14 protein-coding genes are annotated in these 14,488 nt (G+C 69.5%); 5 read left to right on the plus strand and 9 right to left on the minus strand.

Going from position 1 to position 14,488, the window contains the following annotated elements:
* Nucleotides 1-32 precede the first annotated feature (32 nt).
* Nucleotides 33-2,345 carry an FG-GAP-like repeat-containing protein gene (locus ACIOHP_RS42040; protein ID WP_401895810.1) on the plus strand — a complete coding sequence of 771 codons (2,313 nt, stop codon included), beginning with the start codon at nt 33-35 and terminating at the stop codon, nt 2,343-2,345.
* 532 nt (nt 2,346-2,877) lie between these two features.
* Here the strand turns inward: ACIOHP_RS42040 and ACIOHP_RS42045 are convergent.
* Nucleotides 2,878-3,792 carry a replication-relaxation family protein gene (locus ACIOHP_RS42045; protein WP_401895812.1) on the minus strand — a complete coding sequence of 305 codons (915 nt, stop codon included), beginning with the start codon at nt 3,790-3,792 and terminating at the stop codon, nt 2,878-2,880.
* Between the two features lie 321 nt (nt 3,793-4,113).
* Between ACIOHP_RS42045 and ACIOHP_RS42050 the strand changes: the two genes are divergently transcribed.
* Nucleotides 4,114-4,566, plus strand: coding sequence for a DUF6188 family protein (locus tag ACIOHP_RS42050; protein ID WP_401895814.1), 453 nt, complete (start codon nt 4,114-4,116; stop codon nt 4,564-4,566).
* 291 nt (nt 4,567-4,857) lie between these two features.
* Here ACIOHP_RS42050 and ACIOHP_RS42055 read toward each other — a convergent pair whose 3' ends face one another.
* Together ACIOHP_RS42055 and ACIOHP_RS42060 are read right to left on the minus strand one after the other, a co-directional pair.
* Entirely contained in the window at nt 4,858-5,571 is a 714-nt protein-coding gene (locus tag ACIOHP_RS42055; RefSeq protein ID WP_401895816.1) for a hypothetical protein, read from the minus strand.
* Nucleotides 5,572-5,707: 136 nt separating this feature from the next.
* Nucleotides 5,708-6,052: a hypothetical protein gene (locus tag ACIOHP_RS42060; RefSeq protein WP_401895819.1), complete on the minus strand. Its 345-nt coding sequence runs from the start codon at nt 6,050-6,052 to the stop codon at nt 5,708-5,710.
* A gap of 327 nt (nt 6,053-6,379) precedes the next feature.
* Between ACIOHP_RS42060 and ACIOHP_RS42065 the strand changes: the two genes are divergently transcribed.
* A complete protein-coding gene (locus ACIOHP_RS42065) occupies nt 6,380-7,078 on the plus strand; it encodes a Clp protease N-terminal domain-containing protein (RefSeq protein WP_401895822.1) in 699 nt (232 codons plus the stop codon).
* A gap of 296 nt (nt 7,079-7,374) precedes the next feature.
* Here ACIOHP_RS42065 and ACIOHP_RS42070 read toward each other — a convergent pair whose 3' ends face one another.
* Nucleotides 7,375-8,028, minus strand: a complete 654-nt coding sequence (locus tag ACIOHP_RS42070) for a hypothetical protein (RefSeq protein ID WP_401895823.1) — start codon at nt 8,026-8,028, stop codon at nt 7,375-7,377.
* A 503-nt stretch (nt 8,029-8,531) separates the two neighbouring features.
* Nucleotides 8,532-9,179, minus strand: coding sequence for a TSUP family transporter (locus ACIOHP_RS42075; RefSeq protein ID WP_401895914.1), 648 nt, complete (start codon nt 9,177-9,179; stop codon nt 8,532-8,534).
* Nucleotides 9,180-9,346: 167 nt separating this feature from the next.
* Between ACIOHP_RS42075 and ACIOHP_RS42080 the strand changes: the two genes are divergently transcribed.
* Nucleotides 9,347-9,679, plus strand: coding sequence for a DUF6233 domain-containing protein (locus ACIOHP_RS42080; protein WP_401895825.1), 333 nt, complete (start codon nt 9,347-9,349; stop codon nt 9,677-9,679).
* Between the two features lie 204 nt (nt 9,680-9,883).
* Here the strand turns inward: ACIOHP_RS42080 and ACIOHP_RS42085 are convergent, their stop codons facing one another.
* Both ACIOHP_RS42085 and ACIOHP_RS42090 read right to left on the minus strand, forming a co-directional pair.
* Nucleotides 9,884-10,315: a spore germination protein GerW family protein gene (locus ACIOHP_RS42085; RefSeq protein WP_401895826.1), complete on the minus strand. Its 432-nt coding sequence runs from the start codon at nt 10,313-10,315 to the stop codon at nt 9,884-9,886.
* Nucleotides 10,312-10,974: a class I SAM-dependent methyltransferase gene (locus ACIOHP_RS42090; protein ID WP_401895829.1), complete on the minus strand. Its 663-nt coding sequence runs from the start codon at nt 10,972-10,974 to the stop codon at nt 10,312-10,314. Before ACIOHP_RS42090 ends, ACIOHP_RS42085 begins: the two co-directional genes overlap by 4 nt.
* 74 nt (nt 10,975-11,048) lie before the next feature.
* Here ACIOHP_RS42090 and ACIOHP_RS42095 point away from each other — a divergent pair, with 74 nt between their 5' ends.
* A complete protein-coding gene (locus tag ACIOHP_RS42095) occupies nt 11,049-11,519 on the plus strand; it encodes a MarR family winged helix-turn-helix transcriptional regulator (protein ID WP_401895831.1) in 471 nt (156 codons plus the stop codon).
* A gap of 285 nt (nt 11,520-11,804) precedes the next feature.
* On the opposite strand, the gene ACIOHP_RS42100 is transcribed toward ACIOHP_RS42095, so the two are convergent.
* Nucleotides 11,805-13,085: an MFS transporter gene (locus ACIOHP_RS42100; protein ID WP_401895834.1), complete on the minus strand. Its 1,281-nt coding sequence runs from the start codon at nt 13,083-13,085 to the stop codon at nt 11,805-11,807.
* A complete protein-coding gene (locus ACIOHP_RS42105) occupies nt 13,082-14,461 on the minus strand; it encodes a rhodanese-like domain-containing protein (RefSeq protein WP_401895836.1) in 1,380 nt (459 codons plus the stop codon). Before ACIOHP_RS42105 ends, ACIOHP_RS42100 begins: the two co-directional genes overlap by 4 nt.
* Between the last annotated feature and the right edge of the window lie 27 nt (nt 14,462-14,488).

A 14,488-nucleotide genomic window follows, 5' to 3' on the forward strand; every position in this document is an offset into this window, starting at 1 on the left:
GGCTGCCCCGTACCGTTACGGAGCCGTTCTCAATGGTCGGCGCCGTCTGGACTGGCGGTGCGGCATCGCTCGAAGGCACGACGCAGGTACGCGTGCGCAGTGTCACGACGGGCAAGTGGTCTGACTGGCTGGATCTTCATGTCAACAGCAGCACCGCGTCCGAGGCCTCGGCTCACAGGCGCATGGTGTCCGGGCGGACCGAGCCCAGGTGGGTGGGGCAATCCGACGCCGTGGAAGCCCGTGTCGTCGCTGCGGGAGACGGGCAGGAAGTGCCCACCGAAGTGAGCGTCAAGCTCATCGAACCGATGGTTGATTCCGTGCGACAGCGCGGCACGTCAACGCCGCTCACCACGTTCAGCGGCCCTCTCACTACCACCGACGCCGACGCCGCAGCAGCGGTCGCTGCCCGTCCCCCGATCACCAACCGCGCCGGGTGGGGCGCGAACGAGGACCTCCCCGAAACAGCCAGTTACGGCACGGAGGTCAAGGCCGTCTTCGTCCACCCCTCGGGTGGAACGAATGACTACAGCTGTGCCGACTCTCCCGCCATGGTCAAAGGCATCCAGGCTTACCACATGACCGATCCGGACCACATGTGGAACGACATCGGCTTCAACTTCCTCGTCGACAAGTGCGGCACGATCTTCGAAGGCCGTGCCGGCGGCGTCGACCGCCCCGTCAACGGGTTTCACACAGTTGGCTTCAACAACGACTCCGTCGGTGTCGCCCTTCTCGGAGACATGGGTTCCGGTAAGCCGACCCCAGTCGCCTTGGAGGCGCTCGCTCGACTCGCGGCATGGAAGCTCAGCTCCTCCGGACGAGACCCGCTGGGCAGCGTGGTCATGACCGCGACGACCTCCAACGGCAAGTACCAGGCGGGAGAGCAGGCGACGCTTCCGGTCATCGCCAGCGCGAGCGACGCCATGCCTGCTTCCAGCCCGGACGAGAACCTGGCGACAAAGCTGCCTAGTATCCGCTCCTATGCCGCAAGCCCGGCGGGAAGCTCCGCCATCCCCACAGCGGACTACAACCGGAACGGTGTCAACGACCTCGTTGTCGGCACCCCCCAGTCGCCCGTGGGCACTCTCACCGGGGCGGGAGCCGTCACCGTCATACCTGGCAACACAACCGGCCCGAACTCGGCAGCCAAGCGGGTCCTCTCCCAGGACTCGACCGGCGTGCCAGGCAGCGCCGAAGCAGGCGACGCATTCGGCGCTGACAGCGCCTACGGAGACCTAAACGGCGACGGGTACGCCGACCTCGTCGTCGGCGCACCCGCTGAGGACGACACCAGCGGCCACACCGACGCCGGCTACATGGTCGCCCTCTACGGTCCTGCACTGGACACGGGCGCCGGCTACAGCCTGGCTACCGCCGACCGCGTCAACGGAGCACGGTTGGGGGATGCAGTGACCGTCGGCGACTTCAACAGCGACGGCAAGGCCGACATCTTCGCCATTGCCCCCGGCACACCGACCAGCTGGTGGGTCTACGACAGCGCGTCGGCCGCAGCAAAGAGCGGGCGCCTGCTGACCAGTGCGACGGGAACGGTGACCAACCCCGATGCCGCAACAGGCGACTTCAACAAGGACGGTTACGCAGACATCGCCACTACTTACCTCGATCCCGACGGAACAGGGCGCGTGATGTTGTTCAAGGGATCCGCAACCGGCCTCCAGCCCAATGGCCTGCTCGGGGCCAAGGGCGGCCGGTCCATTGCATCCGGCGACATCAACGGTGACGGAATCGCAGACGTAGTCGTCGGCCAGCCCTACACCGCCGAATCCGCGGCTTACTCCGGAGGACAGGTCACCGCCTTCTACGGCTCCCTCAACGGCCTCACCACCACCGGCGCCACCACCATCCACCAAGACAGCACCGGCATACCCGGATCAGCCGAAGCCGGCGACGCCATGGGCGCCTCCGTCTCCATCGGCGACTACAATCTCGACGGCTACGCCGATGTCCTAACAGGACTGCCCAACGAGGACATCACGCGGGCCGAAGTCGCCAGAGCCAACGCCGGCGCCACCCTGCTCCTGCCCGGCGGATCAATGGGATTGACCGGCACCGGATCTCTGGCGATCAGCCAGGACACCACGGACATCTCCGGTGACACGGAAGCAGGCGACCGCTTCGGTTCCGCGGTGACCCTCACTGATCTACGCGGCACCGCCCGAGCTGACCTCGCCATCGGCGCCGAAGGCGAGAACACCGGCGACGGCACACTGTTGCAGATCGACACCGACGCCACCGGCGTCATCTACACCAGCGGCCTCAACTACGGACCCGGCACACTCGGCCTACCAGCCGCATCTCACATCGGCCAGGCGCTGGCCCCGTAAGTGCGGGCGGGGCTGCCGCGAGGCGCATTCGCGGCAGCTGTGCCGACATCGCCTTGGCCTCGTAGGGCCTGCCAAACGAACGTTTGACAGGCCCTTTCGCGGGAGTGAGTATCCGTGTGTCGTCGTCCCCATGCTCCTCTGGCCGGGAGGATGCTTTTTCAGCGCAACCTGCTCTACAGCACCGTCACCCGCACCCGCACCCGCACCCGCACCCGCCAAGGCATCATCGGTCAAAGCGAGGCCGACGAACGAGCAGTCGCCAACAACCGCACCCAGCCGGCGCCGCCACACGACCCTGACCCACCGCATCGCCCACGCGATGCGCCAAGCCGACCCCTCGAGGTCAGGCGCCCAGGCATCCGCCGCCCGCACGGTCACGGTACCTGGGCAGTCCACAGCGATCAGCGAGCGCGCGCAAGCGGCCCTGTGCGGAACCGACTCCGAGGGGCTGGAGGTTCTCGACGAGCGTTTTCGCAGACGACAAGGAGCCTGACTTCCCATCCCCCCGGGTACACGCACACGGCCGACGTGGTTACAGGTCGGTCCACGGGCGGGGTTCGCCCCCGGTCAGCGGCACCCAGACCGGCCCGGAGGGAGCGTGCTCCTCGATGTCCTCGAGGACGGCGGCGCCCAGCTGCACCTCGCGGGCGAGGGCTGCCACGAGCGGGTGGTGGGCAACCATCGCCTGCAGGTCGCTGATGCGGTCGTCCAGCCGGGCGCGGGAGGCGCCGGTGAGCACGAAGAGGATGCGGGGGAAGACGGGATACCAGCGCAGCCACGCCGGGCCGGGGGAGACAGATCGGCGGCGTCCGACCGGCTGGGCTTCGTAGTGGAACAGTCTGGCGTACTCGATGAGCTTCACGGCCAGGCGCTCGCTGCTCATGGTGGTGCGGTCGACTTCCACGAACGCGCGCAGCTTGCGACGGCGTTCGCTGTCGATGACGGTGTAGTGCAGGACGGCGTCGGCCACGAGCCGCTCGCCCTCACCGATGGAATGCGCCACCTCGGGAGTCCAGTCCCATGGGCCGTGCTCGTGCCCGAGGCGGCGTGCGTCGGCCGCGAACGGCAGGTGGGCGCGTACGACGGTCAGCGTGTGCGGCGTCTTGAGCGACGCTGCTGTTGCCGAGGTGATGGGGTACGGCGGCCGTCCCCGCAGGAGGGGGTGATCGCGGGTCAGAAGCGCCCCTTCCGGGGTGAGGTACCAGGCGTGCGTACGCGATCGGTCCGAGTCCGGCAGCGGGGTGAGGTCCACGAGGCCTGCGGAGCGCAGCTTGTTCAGCGCCCGGGAAACCAGTTGGCGGGAGCCGGTCGGCCGCAGCATCTGGAGCAGCTGGCCGGTCGTGGCCATCCGGTGCAGCGCGAGCACGGTCAGAGCCTGCAAGCGCAACGGCTCAGCAGGGCTGGGGGCCAGTTCAGCGGCCGGAACACCTGAAGAGGAACGGGTCATGAAAGACAGACAACCGGCTGGCCCAGACCATGGCCCCGACCACGAGACCCCGACCACGGTCACGATCCCAAAACGACCTCGTGGTCGGGGTTATGGTCTGGGTTCTAGCGATCGTTGCAACACCTCGGCTCAGAGGTGGCGATGGACGTCGAATTTCGTGAGAAGCGAAGGTCCCAGGGCATCAGGCCGTTGGTGCAAGAACGAGACGTACTTCCTACTTGTGGATCAATGAATGGTTGCCGCCGAACTGAACGGCAGGCCCCGCAGGACGCTCTGCTGGGAAAGGCCGACCGAGCGCCTGTCTACACTGCTCAAGGCCCAATGGAGCCGGTCGTCGGTTTTCCGTCGACACACGGCACAACCGCGGCAGGGGGAGCGGTGAGAGCACCTGCGGAACTGGTCGGCACCCGTGTCACACGCACGGCTTTCGACCACCAGGTCCGGATCAGCTTCACCGATCACGCCCCAGACGGCCGCATCCGCATCGAGGGCGAGCTCGTCATCGAGACATCGTTCACCCTGACGGACTCCTCAGGCCATCAGGCCCTACTGATGCCGGCCAGTGGGCCGTCCCTGGCGCCGGTACTCGGCCTGTTCGCCAGGCGCGTCACCGAAGCCGAGGTCACCGGGCAAGGCACCCTGTCCCTCGGCTTCGACGACGGCACTCGGCTCAGCATCGAGCCAGACCCCGACTACGAGTCGTGGAACCTCACCGGCTCAGGAATCGATCCCGTCCTGGTTGGCCCAGGCGGCGAAACAGACTGGCAACACTGATCATCGCCGGAACCGAAACCGTTGCGGCACTCAACCTGTTGCAACGACCGCTGGAATCCGCCTGGTCGGGCCGACCACGCCGCTGGCCGGACGGGGCTTTGGAACCGCCCCCGCGAGCGGTTGAAAGACGGGGCGATGGCCGGTCCGCAGCGGCAGGTGCTGCTGCGGGGCGTGGTGGCGATCCACGCCATGCCGGCCATCGTGCGGCCCCCGGTCTGCAAGGGACCAACTCCCCATACCGGGAGCCGCGTTCATAGGGGCGGTGCGCGGTAGCCCGCTCACTGCCAGGTGCTACCTACTGGAGCGCTGTGCGGCCTGGTCCAGGATGCGCCGGCGTGTCCACCGCCGGCGCCCCTTCTGACGGCCCGCTTCGGCGATGCCGTCCACGGTCTTCAGCAGCGGCAGGTTGCCCTGCGACAGGGCGCTGGAGAAGGATCCGACGCTCTTGTATCCCAGCAGCGCGGCCGCCTGGCTGGCCCCCAGCAACTCCTCAAGATCACCGTCGGCGGAGACCTCGGGCAGCGGCGGCGCCGGCTTGGCTCCGGCTCGCCTTCCGCGGCCGGGCCGGCTGGCCATCCACTCCTGCAACGTCGCCACCTTCCACAGCTGGCGGCGGTAGGGGTTGTCGGCCGTGCCCATCTCTTCGACGACGTCCGGTTCGGGGAAGTAGCCGGGGTGGTCCCGCACGAAGGTGTTGACCTGGTTGGCGTTCTTGTAGCCGAGATACCTCGAGGCGTCCGAGGCGTTCAGCAACGTCTCCGGATCGAGGGAGGGCGGCCGGTGCTGGGTGAGCCGCGCCGCGGCGCGATGCGAAAACCACTCGGTGACCTCCGCGTGGTCCCACAGGCGCGCCCGGCCGCGCTTGTCGACCGGCTCGGGAAACGCCGTGCCGGCGGTGTTTTCGGTGCGCTCGGTGTAGAACTGGCTGATCCGAGCGGACGTCAGACCGTGTTCAGCCGCGATCTCGGCAGCGTCGGCCAGGCGAGGTTCACGGTGCGAGGACATGGCAGAACCGTCCCCTTCTGTTCAGCAGTGTGCCAGCCAACCCGGCACACAAAGCAAATAATGGCAGAAGTTCCGGTGGGGGGTCCAGCCCGCGGCACACAAATTCCCCACGGTGGCCGCGCTGACAGCTCCCGGCCTACTCCTCGGGGATCAGGCGGACTCCGCGGCGCGCGGCGGCCTCGGCCATGTCGATGAACGCCATGGCGGCCGGCGACCTCTCCCACTCGGCCAGAGTCAGCAGCAGGATCACCCCGTCGCGGTCCTGTGAGGCATCACAAGGCATCCCGGCCGCCTGCGCAGCGGCCAGCAGGTCCGCGGTGGCCCGTCCGGTGAGCCGGTCTGCCACCTCCCGGTGCAGATCCTTAAGGCCCTGCTGGTACAGCTCGTTCGCCTCGCCCAGGAGCAGCACCAGGTCCTCGCCGTGGCGGGCCGGTGCCGCCGCAGCGAGGTCGAGGATGCGCTGGGTCGTCGTCATCGTCATCGAGTATCGCTCCCGGATGGGCGTGAGCGGCGGTGTGGTGGTCAGCTGTGGCCATCGCATCCGGCGGCACGGTGCAGGAGCTCGCCCCGGCCCGGTAGGGGCGTTGGAGTCCCAGGTGGGTGGCTTGTACAAGGCGGCGTGGACGTCGCGCTCCATCCGCTCGAAGTCCTCGCTCTCCTCAACTGTCCTGCCTCTGTGATGTTCGGGCAGTCTCGGAGATCTCTGGGCAAGTGGGCCGACGTCTCCGTCAGGTCCGGGCGCCGCCCCCTCAAACAAGAGATGCAAGCGAGTCTTGACAGTTTGGAAATGTCAAGGCGTACTTGCCTCATGACTCTTCCAGATCTGGACGATCTCATCGCGGAAGTCGACCGGAGGTGCGACACCGCACACCGCCCCGGCGGTCAAGAACAGCCCGACTGGCTCGCCCTGCTCACGGTCGCCGCCCAACTCGCGGGTCAACTTCAGGCCCTGGCAGACGACTTGGTTGAGGACTACGTCGAGCACTGCCGGATGCACGGCAACTCGTGGACGGACATCGGCGCGTCCCTGGGTGTGACCCGACAGGCGGTCCAGCAACGCTTCCACGCACCGCACAAGCGCTACAGCCCCGAGACGATGACCGACGACCTCCGCCAGGCGATGGTCCACGTCAAGCAAGCGGCGGTGCATCACCGCAACAACTACATCGGCACCGAGCACCTGTTGTGGGGCCTGACCGCGGAGGATAACAGCGCCACCCGCCTCCTGCAGACTGCAGGCGTCTCCCCTGAAACGGTCCACCAGGCCGTCAGGGCCCGGCTGAGCATGGGGGCATCCCAGGCGGCCGAGCGGATCGCCTGGACTCCTTACTCCCGCAAGGCCATCGACATCGCGGAGGCACGGTCCGAGCAGCACAGATCCGACCGCATCGACTGCGACGACCTGCTGATCGGCCTTGCCCAGGTCGGCCGCGGCGTGGCCGCCGACGTCCTGACCGAGGCCGGCTTCGACCCGGCCGCCCTCGACGCGACACCCGCCGACGCCTGAACCCATCACGGCTGGCACCCGCCACTCGTTGGACAGCGAGAGTACGGCTCCCTGCCCGGACCGAGTGAGACACCGCCGAATCCCATCTCACTCAAGTCCGGGCACCGCACGTCAGCGCAGCACAATGCCCGGACTTGTCCGAGACAGGACATCAACCTCGAGGCCAGGGTCTGGGGCGTCGCGCCGACGGGACAGCGCGATGAGCTCGGCCATGGTGATGTTGGGATTGAACGGCACCTGGCGGACTCGTTCGACCGGCGCGCACAGCTCGGCCAGCCGCGGCCGGCGCCCGGCCATCAGCAGCAGATCACGGTGGTTGGCCAGGGTGCAGGCCGAGCACGAACAACGACGGGAACCAGCCCGGTCCTGGGCGCCGGGATGCGAGTCGTAGCACCAGTGATACGCAGCCCCGCACTGACCGTGCGTGCCCAGACCTCCCCGGTGCTCACCTGGTGGGCGGGCAGCCACTCGTCGACGACCCGGGCCGAGTTGTCGGTCGTACGGCGCCACACCTCCCGGTTACGGCGCTCCGCGCTCTCCTCGGCCCGCATCCCGAGCACGTTGGCGAACAGCAGCGGGCTGTCCGTCTCCTTCCTGAGCGCGCGGACCTGCGGGGTGAACGCCTGGTACACCATCCGCGTCTTCCACGGGCCGGTGCAGGTGCGGGCCCTGCCGAGCCAGGGCCAGTCGAAACACGCGAGGGAAGCCCAGCCGGTGACGCCTCGTTGGGGGTGCGGGTATTCCGTGCCGCCCCCGAGGACGACGCTGCCGATCGATACGAGCAACTTGTTCTGGACGGTGTCGACGGCGTGGATGCTGTATCGGGTCCGGTTCCCGGGCAGCGTCGACCAAGGGGCGGTGTCCTTGGGGCCGTGCGCGTGGCCGATCACGGGAAAGCCTTCGAGCTGGTGCACTGAGAGGGTCGGCGGCGGTTTCCAGAGGTCGGGCATGGGTCTCCTCCTGAGGGAGCACGGGACAATGGGCGGTGAGAGGGGCGACCGCGTCGGGCGGCACGGACCGCGCGGCTGGACAGCCCTCAGACCGCGATCGGTTCGGGGTCGGGCTGTTTGGGATAGGGCCGTTGGGCGGGGAGGCCGAGCTTGATCTGCTCGCGCTCGCGCCGGCTGCGCCCGAGCCGCCATACGGTAGCGGTGCGCTCCGCGGTGCCGTACGTTGCGGGCGCCGACCGCGACCAGGGCCTCCCGGAGCCAGACGGCCGGGTTGCACCCGGCCCGGGGCACCGGAGCTCCGAGCGCGATGAGTTGGGCTTCGGCGTATTGGTGGCCCTGTTCCTGGCGGCGGATCTTCTGTGCCGTGCGGTCGGAAGCGCGCGGGTTCGCGGATTCCCGGACATGATGACGCCGGAACCGGATCGTGTGCGGCGCTCAGATATGGACGAGCGCGTGGGTTCGGGCTGGCGGGGCCTTCCTCGCCTCAGCCGGCTGTCTCGGGGTCAGGCCAGGGCCTGGGTGGCGTACACCGCGCCGAGGGCGCCCGCGAGGGCTCCGAGCAGGAGCCGGAGCGCGGTTTCGGGAAGGCGGGGCTGGAGCCGTGCGCCGAGGTAGCCGCCTATCAGCCCTCCGGCGCTGCAGGCCAGACCTAGCCACCAGTCGGGCGCGACGGGCCCGGGACTCGCCAGGCCCAGCGCGGCGTACGCGGCGGCCCCGGCGACGGAGGTCGTGAAGGTGGCGGCGAGGGTGGCCGGTGCGATGCGGGCCATGGGCATGCCGCGCGCGGCGAGGATGGGCCCGAGCAGGGAACCGCCGCCGATCCCGTAGATCCCACCGACCCCCCCGACCGTCATGGCGAGAGCAGCGAGCACGCGAGCCGACGGCTCGGCCGCGTCCGTCCGCCGCCGGGCGGGGCGCAGGGTGCGCAGGCACAGCCACACGCCGAGCGGCAGCAGGAGCGCGGCGACCAGGCCTTCCGCGCTGGCTACGAACGCGGGCGGTAGCCACTGGGCCAGCATCAGTCGTCGCAGCGTGTGTCCGCGCAGCAGCAGGCCGGCACCGTGCAGGCTTGCCCGGACGGCCCCGCCATCGCCCCGAGCGCTGCCGGGTGTCCCGCCGATCTCTCCCGGCTGCAGCCGGGGTAGCCGGATGCGGACAGCGAGTGCGCAGCCGAGGTAGAGGGCGGCGCTTACTGCGAGCGCCCGCCGCTGTCCTCCCGGCTGTTCTTGATCACCACGACGCTGGCTCCCACCGCCACCGCGGCGGCCAGAGGATCGGCGCCCTCCTCCGCCCGAGTGGCTGCTGGAGCGGGGTATGGGTGCCGGGAGCCCGCCCGCGCTGGTTCACCAGGGCGGTTGCACCACGGCGAAAGGCGTCCGGATCCAGCCGATCAGCATCACCACGACGCTGGCTCCCACCGCCACCGCGGCGGCCAGAGGATCGGCGCCCTCCTCCGCCCGAGTGGCTGCTGGAGCGGGGTATGGGTGCCGGGAGCCCGCCCGCGCTGGTTCACCAGGGCGGTTGCACCATGGCGAAAGGCGTCCGGATCCAGCCGATCAGCGAAGGCCAGGCGCGGAGGGCGTTGTACGAGCATGTCGAGGCCTGCCCGTTCTGCAATCCGGACACGGCACTCCATGTCATCCCGGAGTAGGCCGACGGGCGGGCGGCCGTTCGTGGGCGGAGGCTGAGCACGTGGAGTTCCCCGTGGAGGTCGCGCTGGCCGAACTGGCTCCTGTGGTGCCCGCCATGCCGGGATGGTGGGTCGAGATCAAGTTATGAACAGGGTTGGAAGTTGTCCGCTTGTCCCTTCGTGCGGCGGCCGCCGTTGACCCCAGAGGGAGCGCCGACCTCGTGCTCAGAGGCTCCGACGGTTCTTGATCCGGATCAAGGTGCGCACTGACTTGGAGCCGACGACACCGGCCAGCAGGACCATTGGAGGGAGAACCACATCCGTCAAAGGGTCGCGTATGGGCTTGTAGACGGCCGTGCCGTCTTTGATCTCGATGAACCCGAGAGGTCGGGCCTCCGCTCCGCCCCCTCCTCCGCCGCCTTCGCCGGTCTTGGTGGTGCCGATCTCGCGTCCGGCGCCGCCGCCGAATCCGAAGCCGACGCGGGCGACAGGGATGACGGTGATGCCGTCCCGGGTGATGGGTTCGCCGTACACCGCGGTCACGGAGGCGCGGCCGCCGAGCTTGTCGGCCAGGCGCTCCAGCAGTGTGACGGAGGCGTGAGCGGCGGTGAGGTCCCCGAGCGGGACGGATGCGGGGGGATTTTCAGTGCTGCTCATCGCGGGCCTGCTTCCTGGGTGCGCTCGGCGGTGCCGAGGATGTGGGTGGCGGCCGGGGAGGGGAAGCGCGTGGGGGGAAAGGCGAACTTCTCCATCTGAGTGAGGGTGAACCCGGCTGCGGTGATGGCGGTTTGGGTGTTGCGGCCGGTGTGGCAGCCGCCGCACAGCACCGGCCAGATGGTGGCGTCCACGATGCGCTGGGCGCGGCGCATACCGGGCGTGTCAGCTTGTACGTGCTCGAAGAAGCGCAGGTGTCCGCCGGGTCGCAGGACGCGGTGGATCTCGGCCAGCGCGGCCGTCTGGTCGGCCACCGAGCACAGGGTCAGGCAGACGACGGCCGCGTCGAACGAGGCGTCGGGAGCGGGGAGTTGTTCGGCCCGGCCGTCCACGACCTCCACATCTGCTGGTGCGGTGCGCGCTGCTTCCTCGGCGAGGGCGCGCAGTCGCGGCTCCGGCTCGATCGCCAGGAGGCGTTTCACCTCGGGCGGGTAGTGCGGGAAGTTCAGTCCGTTGCCCGCACCGATTTCGATGACCTGCCCGGACAGGCCGGCCAGGAGGCGCTTTCGGTGCTGGGTGATGCCTGCCTTCGCCAGACCGGGGCCTGCGACTTTGGCGTAGAAGCGGGCGAACAGGGGGTGGCGGACGCTCTGCGCGGCCATGACAGGTCACCGGCTTCCTCTGGAGCAGTGCTGGTAGATCGTCGCGGTACGATTTTTAGCGGAGGTGCTACATAGTGAAGCCACTTCACGATATGTCAGACTCTGCTGCTTCTGCCAGCGTCTCGCTGGACCGGCTGTTTGAGCTTGCCGAGGTGCTCGGCGCGATGATGCAACGCGGCGTGGCGGAACGCGGCCTGACCACGGCGCGCGCGGGCGTACTGTGGGCGCTGTTCCACGAAGGCCCGATGACGCAGCGGGATCTGGCCCGACAGCTGCAGGTCACTCCGCGCAATGTGACCGGTCTCCTGGATGCGCTGGAGAACGACGGTCTGGTCGCGCGGGGCTCGCATCCGACCGACCGGCGCGCGACTCTGGTCTCCCTGACCGAGGAGGGGCGCTCGACTACGAGGGCACTGCGCGGAGGGCGGGACGAGTTGGCTGTCGCCCTGTTCGGCGACATGCCGGAGTCACAGTTGGACGTCGTGCGGCAGGGACTGGAGACGGTGATCGGGAGGCTGCGGGCCATCGATCTGACTGGCCGCTGACCCGACAGTCGGGCCTGCCACTACACATGTATATGCCGCACGGCAGCACGGCCGATGACTCGCTTGACCGGACGGCGCGAGCGCCGCTGTGCAGCTCACTCGCAGCAGGTCCAGCCCGGCGTACAGCCGCACTCGTCCGACTCGGCGCCAGCCGGGGCTGCGACTGCGGCGCCGACGGGTGCACAGCAGCCGCTGCCCTGCAAGCGTCACAACCCTCCTTGGTCGCAACAGCGGCGATGACCGTCCAGAAAACCAAAACCCCGTACTAGTCGCCCGGGTGCGGACTCAGTGGGCGTCTGGGCGGTGTTCGCTGATCCAGCGGGCGGCGAGCAGCCCGGAGGCTGCGGTGAGGACGGCGGCGGCGACGACCGTGGCGTTCAGGCCGAGCCAGTCGGCGAGCACACCGGCCACGAGAGCGCCGGCGGCGTAGCCGATGTCGCGCCAGAACCGGTACGTCCCCAGGGCGTTGGCCCGCCAGGCGGGGTGGGCGTGGTCGGAGATGGACGCGATGAGGGCCGGGTAGACCATGGCGGTGCCCAGGCCGAGGAAGATCGCGGAGATGATGCCCGCGAGCAGCGGGCGCTCCAGCAGGGCGAGGGCGAGGACGAAGCCGACGGCCTGGACGAGCATGCCGTAGACGATGAGGGGTTTGCGGCCGATGCGGTCGGCGAGGTGACCGGTGGGGATCTGCCCGAGGCCCCACAGGATCGGGTAGAGGCCCTTGATCAGGCCGACGGCGGCAAGTCCCAGGCCGTGGTCGGTGAACAGCAGAGGGAAGACGCCCCAGGTCAGGCCGTCGTTGAGGTTGTTGATCAGCCCGGCCTGGCTGGCGCCGCGCAGGGATCGATTACGCCAAGAGGTCCGGACGAAGGTGGCCTTGAGGCCGGTGTCCTCGCCGGTGGGCAGCGGTTTGGTGTGGTGGGCGAGTTCGAGGGCGACGTGGGCGGCGGTGTCGCGGACAACCAGGGCCAGCGCGAGGCCCGCGACGACGAAGATGACGCCGATGAGTTCGGGGACCGGGCGCAGGCCGTAACTGGTGGCGAGGTAGCCGGTGAGCAGGGCAGTGACGCCGACCGCGGTGTAACCGGCGGCCTCGTTCAGGCCGGTCGCAAGCCCGCGGCGGGCAGGGCCGACGAGGTCGATCTTCATGTTGACGGTCATCGACCAGGTCAGGCCCTGGTTCAGGCCCAGCAGCACGTTCGCGGCGACGATCCACCCCCACGACGGCGCGTAGGCCAGGGCAAAGGGGACGGGAATGCCGAGGACCCAGCCGGCCACCAGCAGTTGCTTGCGGCGGAAGCGGGCGGTGAGGGCGCCGGCGGCGAGGTTGGTGAACGCCTTGGTGAGGCCGAAGGCGATGATGAAGGAGAAGACGGCCAGGTCGCTGGTCAGGCCGAAGGTCTCGGAGCCGATGAGCGGGACGGTGGTGCGCTCGAGGCCGACCAGGCCGCCGACGCAGATGTTGACGATGACCAGCAGGGTGAACTGCAGGCGGTTCTCGCGCAATCCGAGCCGTACGGGCCGGCCGTGGGCGTCGGTTGTCGGGGTGGGGTGCGTGGTGCTCACGAGGGGGTGTCCCCGGTTCCCTGGATGAGCTGCTGGCCGTGGGCCTGGGCGTACTCGGTGGCTCCGCCGTCGAGGACGGCGATGTCGGTGTGGCCGGCGCGTTCCAGGACGCTGGCGGCGGTCATGCCGCGCTCGCCGTGGGCGCAGGCGACGACCGCGCCCTCGGGGGCGTCGACGGCGGCTGCGGCGAGGGCGCCGAGTTCGATGTTCAGGGCGCCGGGGACGTGTCCGGCGGCGAACTCCGTGTCCTGTCGGACATCGACGTAGGGGCGGCCCTTGGCGTGGTCGGGGGTGAGGAAGGCGGTGGTGGTCTGCGGGTTGCCGTCGGCGATCCAGGCGGCCATGCCGCCCGTGAGCCGTCCGGCCAGACGCTCGTAGCCGATCTTGTACGACTGCCACACGATCTCGGCGAGGTCCTGGCCCTCACTGGTGACGAAGACGACTGGGTCGGGGTTGGGCAGGAGCCAGCCGAGCCAGGTGGCGAACTGGCCGCGCAGCGGGATGGAGAGAGAGCCGGGGATGTGGCCAGCCGCGTAGTCGGCCGCCGCGCGGACGTCGACGACCTGCGCGCCGTCGGCGAGCAGCGCCTTGACCTGGCCGGCGTCGAGCGCGGGCAGCAGCGGGGCGGAACTCAGGACGGCGGGGCCGCGCCGGTTGGCTTCGCCGAGGCGGTCGAAGTAGTCGGGGTAGCTGCCCAGGCCGGCCACCAGCTGCTTGACGAAGGCGTCCTCGTCCGCGGCAGCGAGGAGGGGGTTGGTCTGCTTCTGCGCGCCGATGGTGGAGGTGCGCTCGTTTCCGCGGACGGCGGAGCAGAAGGAGCCGGCGCCGTGGGTGGGCCAGACAGCGGTGGCGTCAGGCAGGGTGATCAGCCGCTGGAGCGAGCGGTACTGGGCCCGGGCGAGTTCCTCGGTGCGGCCGGCGCCGAGGAGATCGGTGCGGGCGGCGGAGTTCACGATCATCGAGCCGCCGGTGAACACCCCCAGTTCCCGGCCGCCGTCGTGCAGGAGGAAGGAGAGGTGCTCGTCGGTGTGGCCGGGGGTCGCCAGGGCCCGCAGAGTCAGGCCGCCGAGATCGACCTCGTCGCCGTCACCGAGGCCCCGGTGGCCGAAGGCCCGCCGCCCGGCGGCGGAGGCGAGGATTTCGGCTCCGTCGTCGTGGGCGAGCTGGACGGCGCCGGAGAGGAAGTCGGCGTGCAGGTGGGTGTCGGCGGCGAACGCGACGGTGAGACCGCGCCGGGCGGCCGCTGCCTTCAGGGCCCGCAGGTCGCGGCTGGCGTCCACCGCGAGCGCGCGGCCGTCGCCGAGATCGACGAGGTAGGCGCTGTTGCCCAGCCCCTGGTCGACCAGAGGTATGAGGTGGTCGTCGGCGAAGCCCATCCTGTGTCCTTCCAACGGAACAACCTG

Origin of the sequence: Streptomyces sp. NPDC087859 (assembly GCF_044742595.1) — a bacterium.
Classification (GTDB): Bacteria; Actinomycetota; Actinomycetes; order Streptomycetales; family Streptomycetaceae; genus Streptomyces; species Streptomyces canus_F.

Coding starts and splice junctions, on each gene's coding strand:
- ACIOHP_RS42065 (WP_401895822.1), top strand. CDS start 6,380: ATGACTCTTCCAGATCTGGACGATCTCATCGCGGAAGTCGACCGGAGG.
- ACIOHP_RS42085 (WP_401895826.1), bottom strand. CDS start 10,315: ATGAGCAGCACTGAAAATCCCCCCGCATCCGTCCCGCTCGGGGACCTC.
- ACIOHP_RS42060 (WP_401895819.1), bottom strand. CDS start 6,052: ATGACGATGACGACGACCCAGCGCATCCTCGACCTCGCTGCGGCGGCA.
- ACIOHP_RS42070 (WP_401895823.1), bottom strand. CDS start 8,028: ATGCCCGACCTCTGGAAACCGCCGCCGACCCTCTCAGTGCACCAGCTC.
- ACIOHP_RS42090 (WP_401895829.1), bottom strand. CDS start 10,974: ATGGCCGCGCAGAGCGTCCGCCACCCCCTGTTCGCCCGCTTCTACGCC.
- ACIOHP_RS42045 (WP_401895812.1), bottom strand. CDS start 3,792: ATGACCCGTTCCTCTTCAGGTGTTCCGGCCGCTGAACTGGCCCCCAGC.
- ACIOHP_RS42050 (WP_401895814.1), top strand. CDS start 4,114: ATGGAGCCGGTCGTCGGTTTTCCGTCGACACACGGCACAACCGCGGCA.
- ACIOHP_RS42040 (WP_401895810.1), top strand. CDS start 33: ATGGTCGGCGCCGTCTGGACTGGCGGTGCGGCATCGCTCGAAGGCACG.
- ACIOHP_RS42105 (WP_401895836.1), bottom strand. CDS start 14,461: ATGGGCTTCGCCGACGACCACCTCATACCTCTGGTCGACCAGGGGCTG.
- ACIOHP_RS42055 (WP_401895816.1), bottom strand. CDS start 5,571: ATGTCCTCGCACCGTGAACCTCGCCTGGCCGACGCTGCCGAGATCGCG.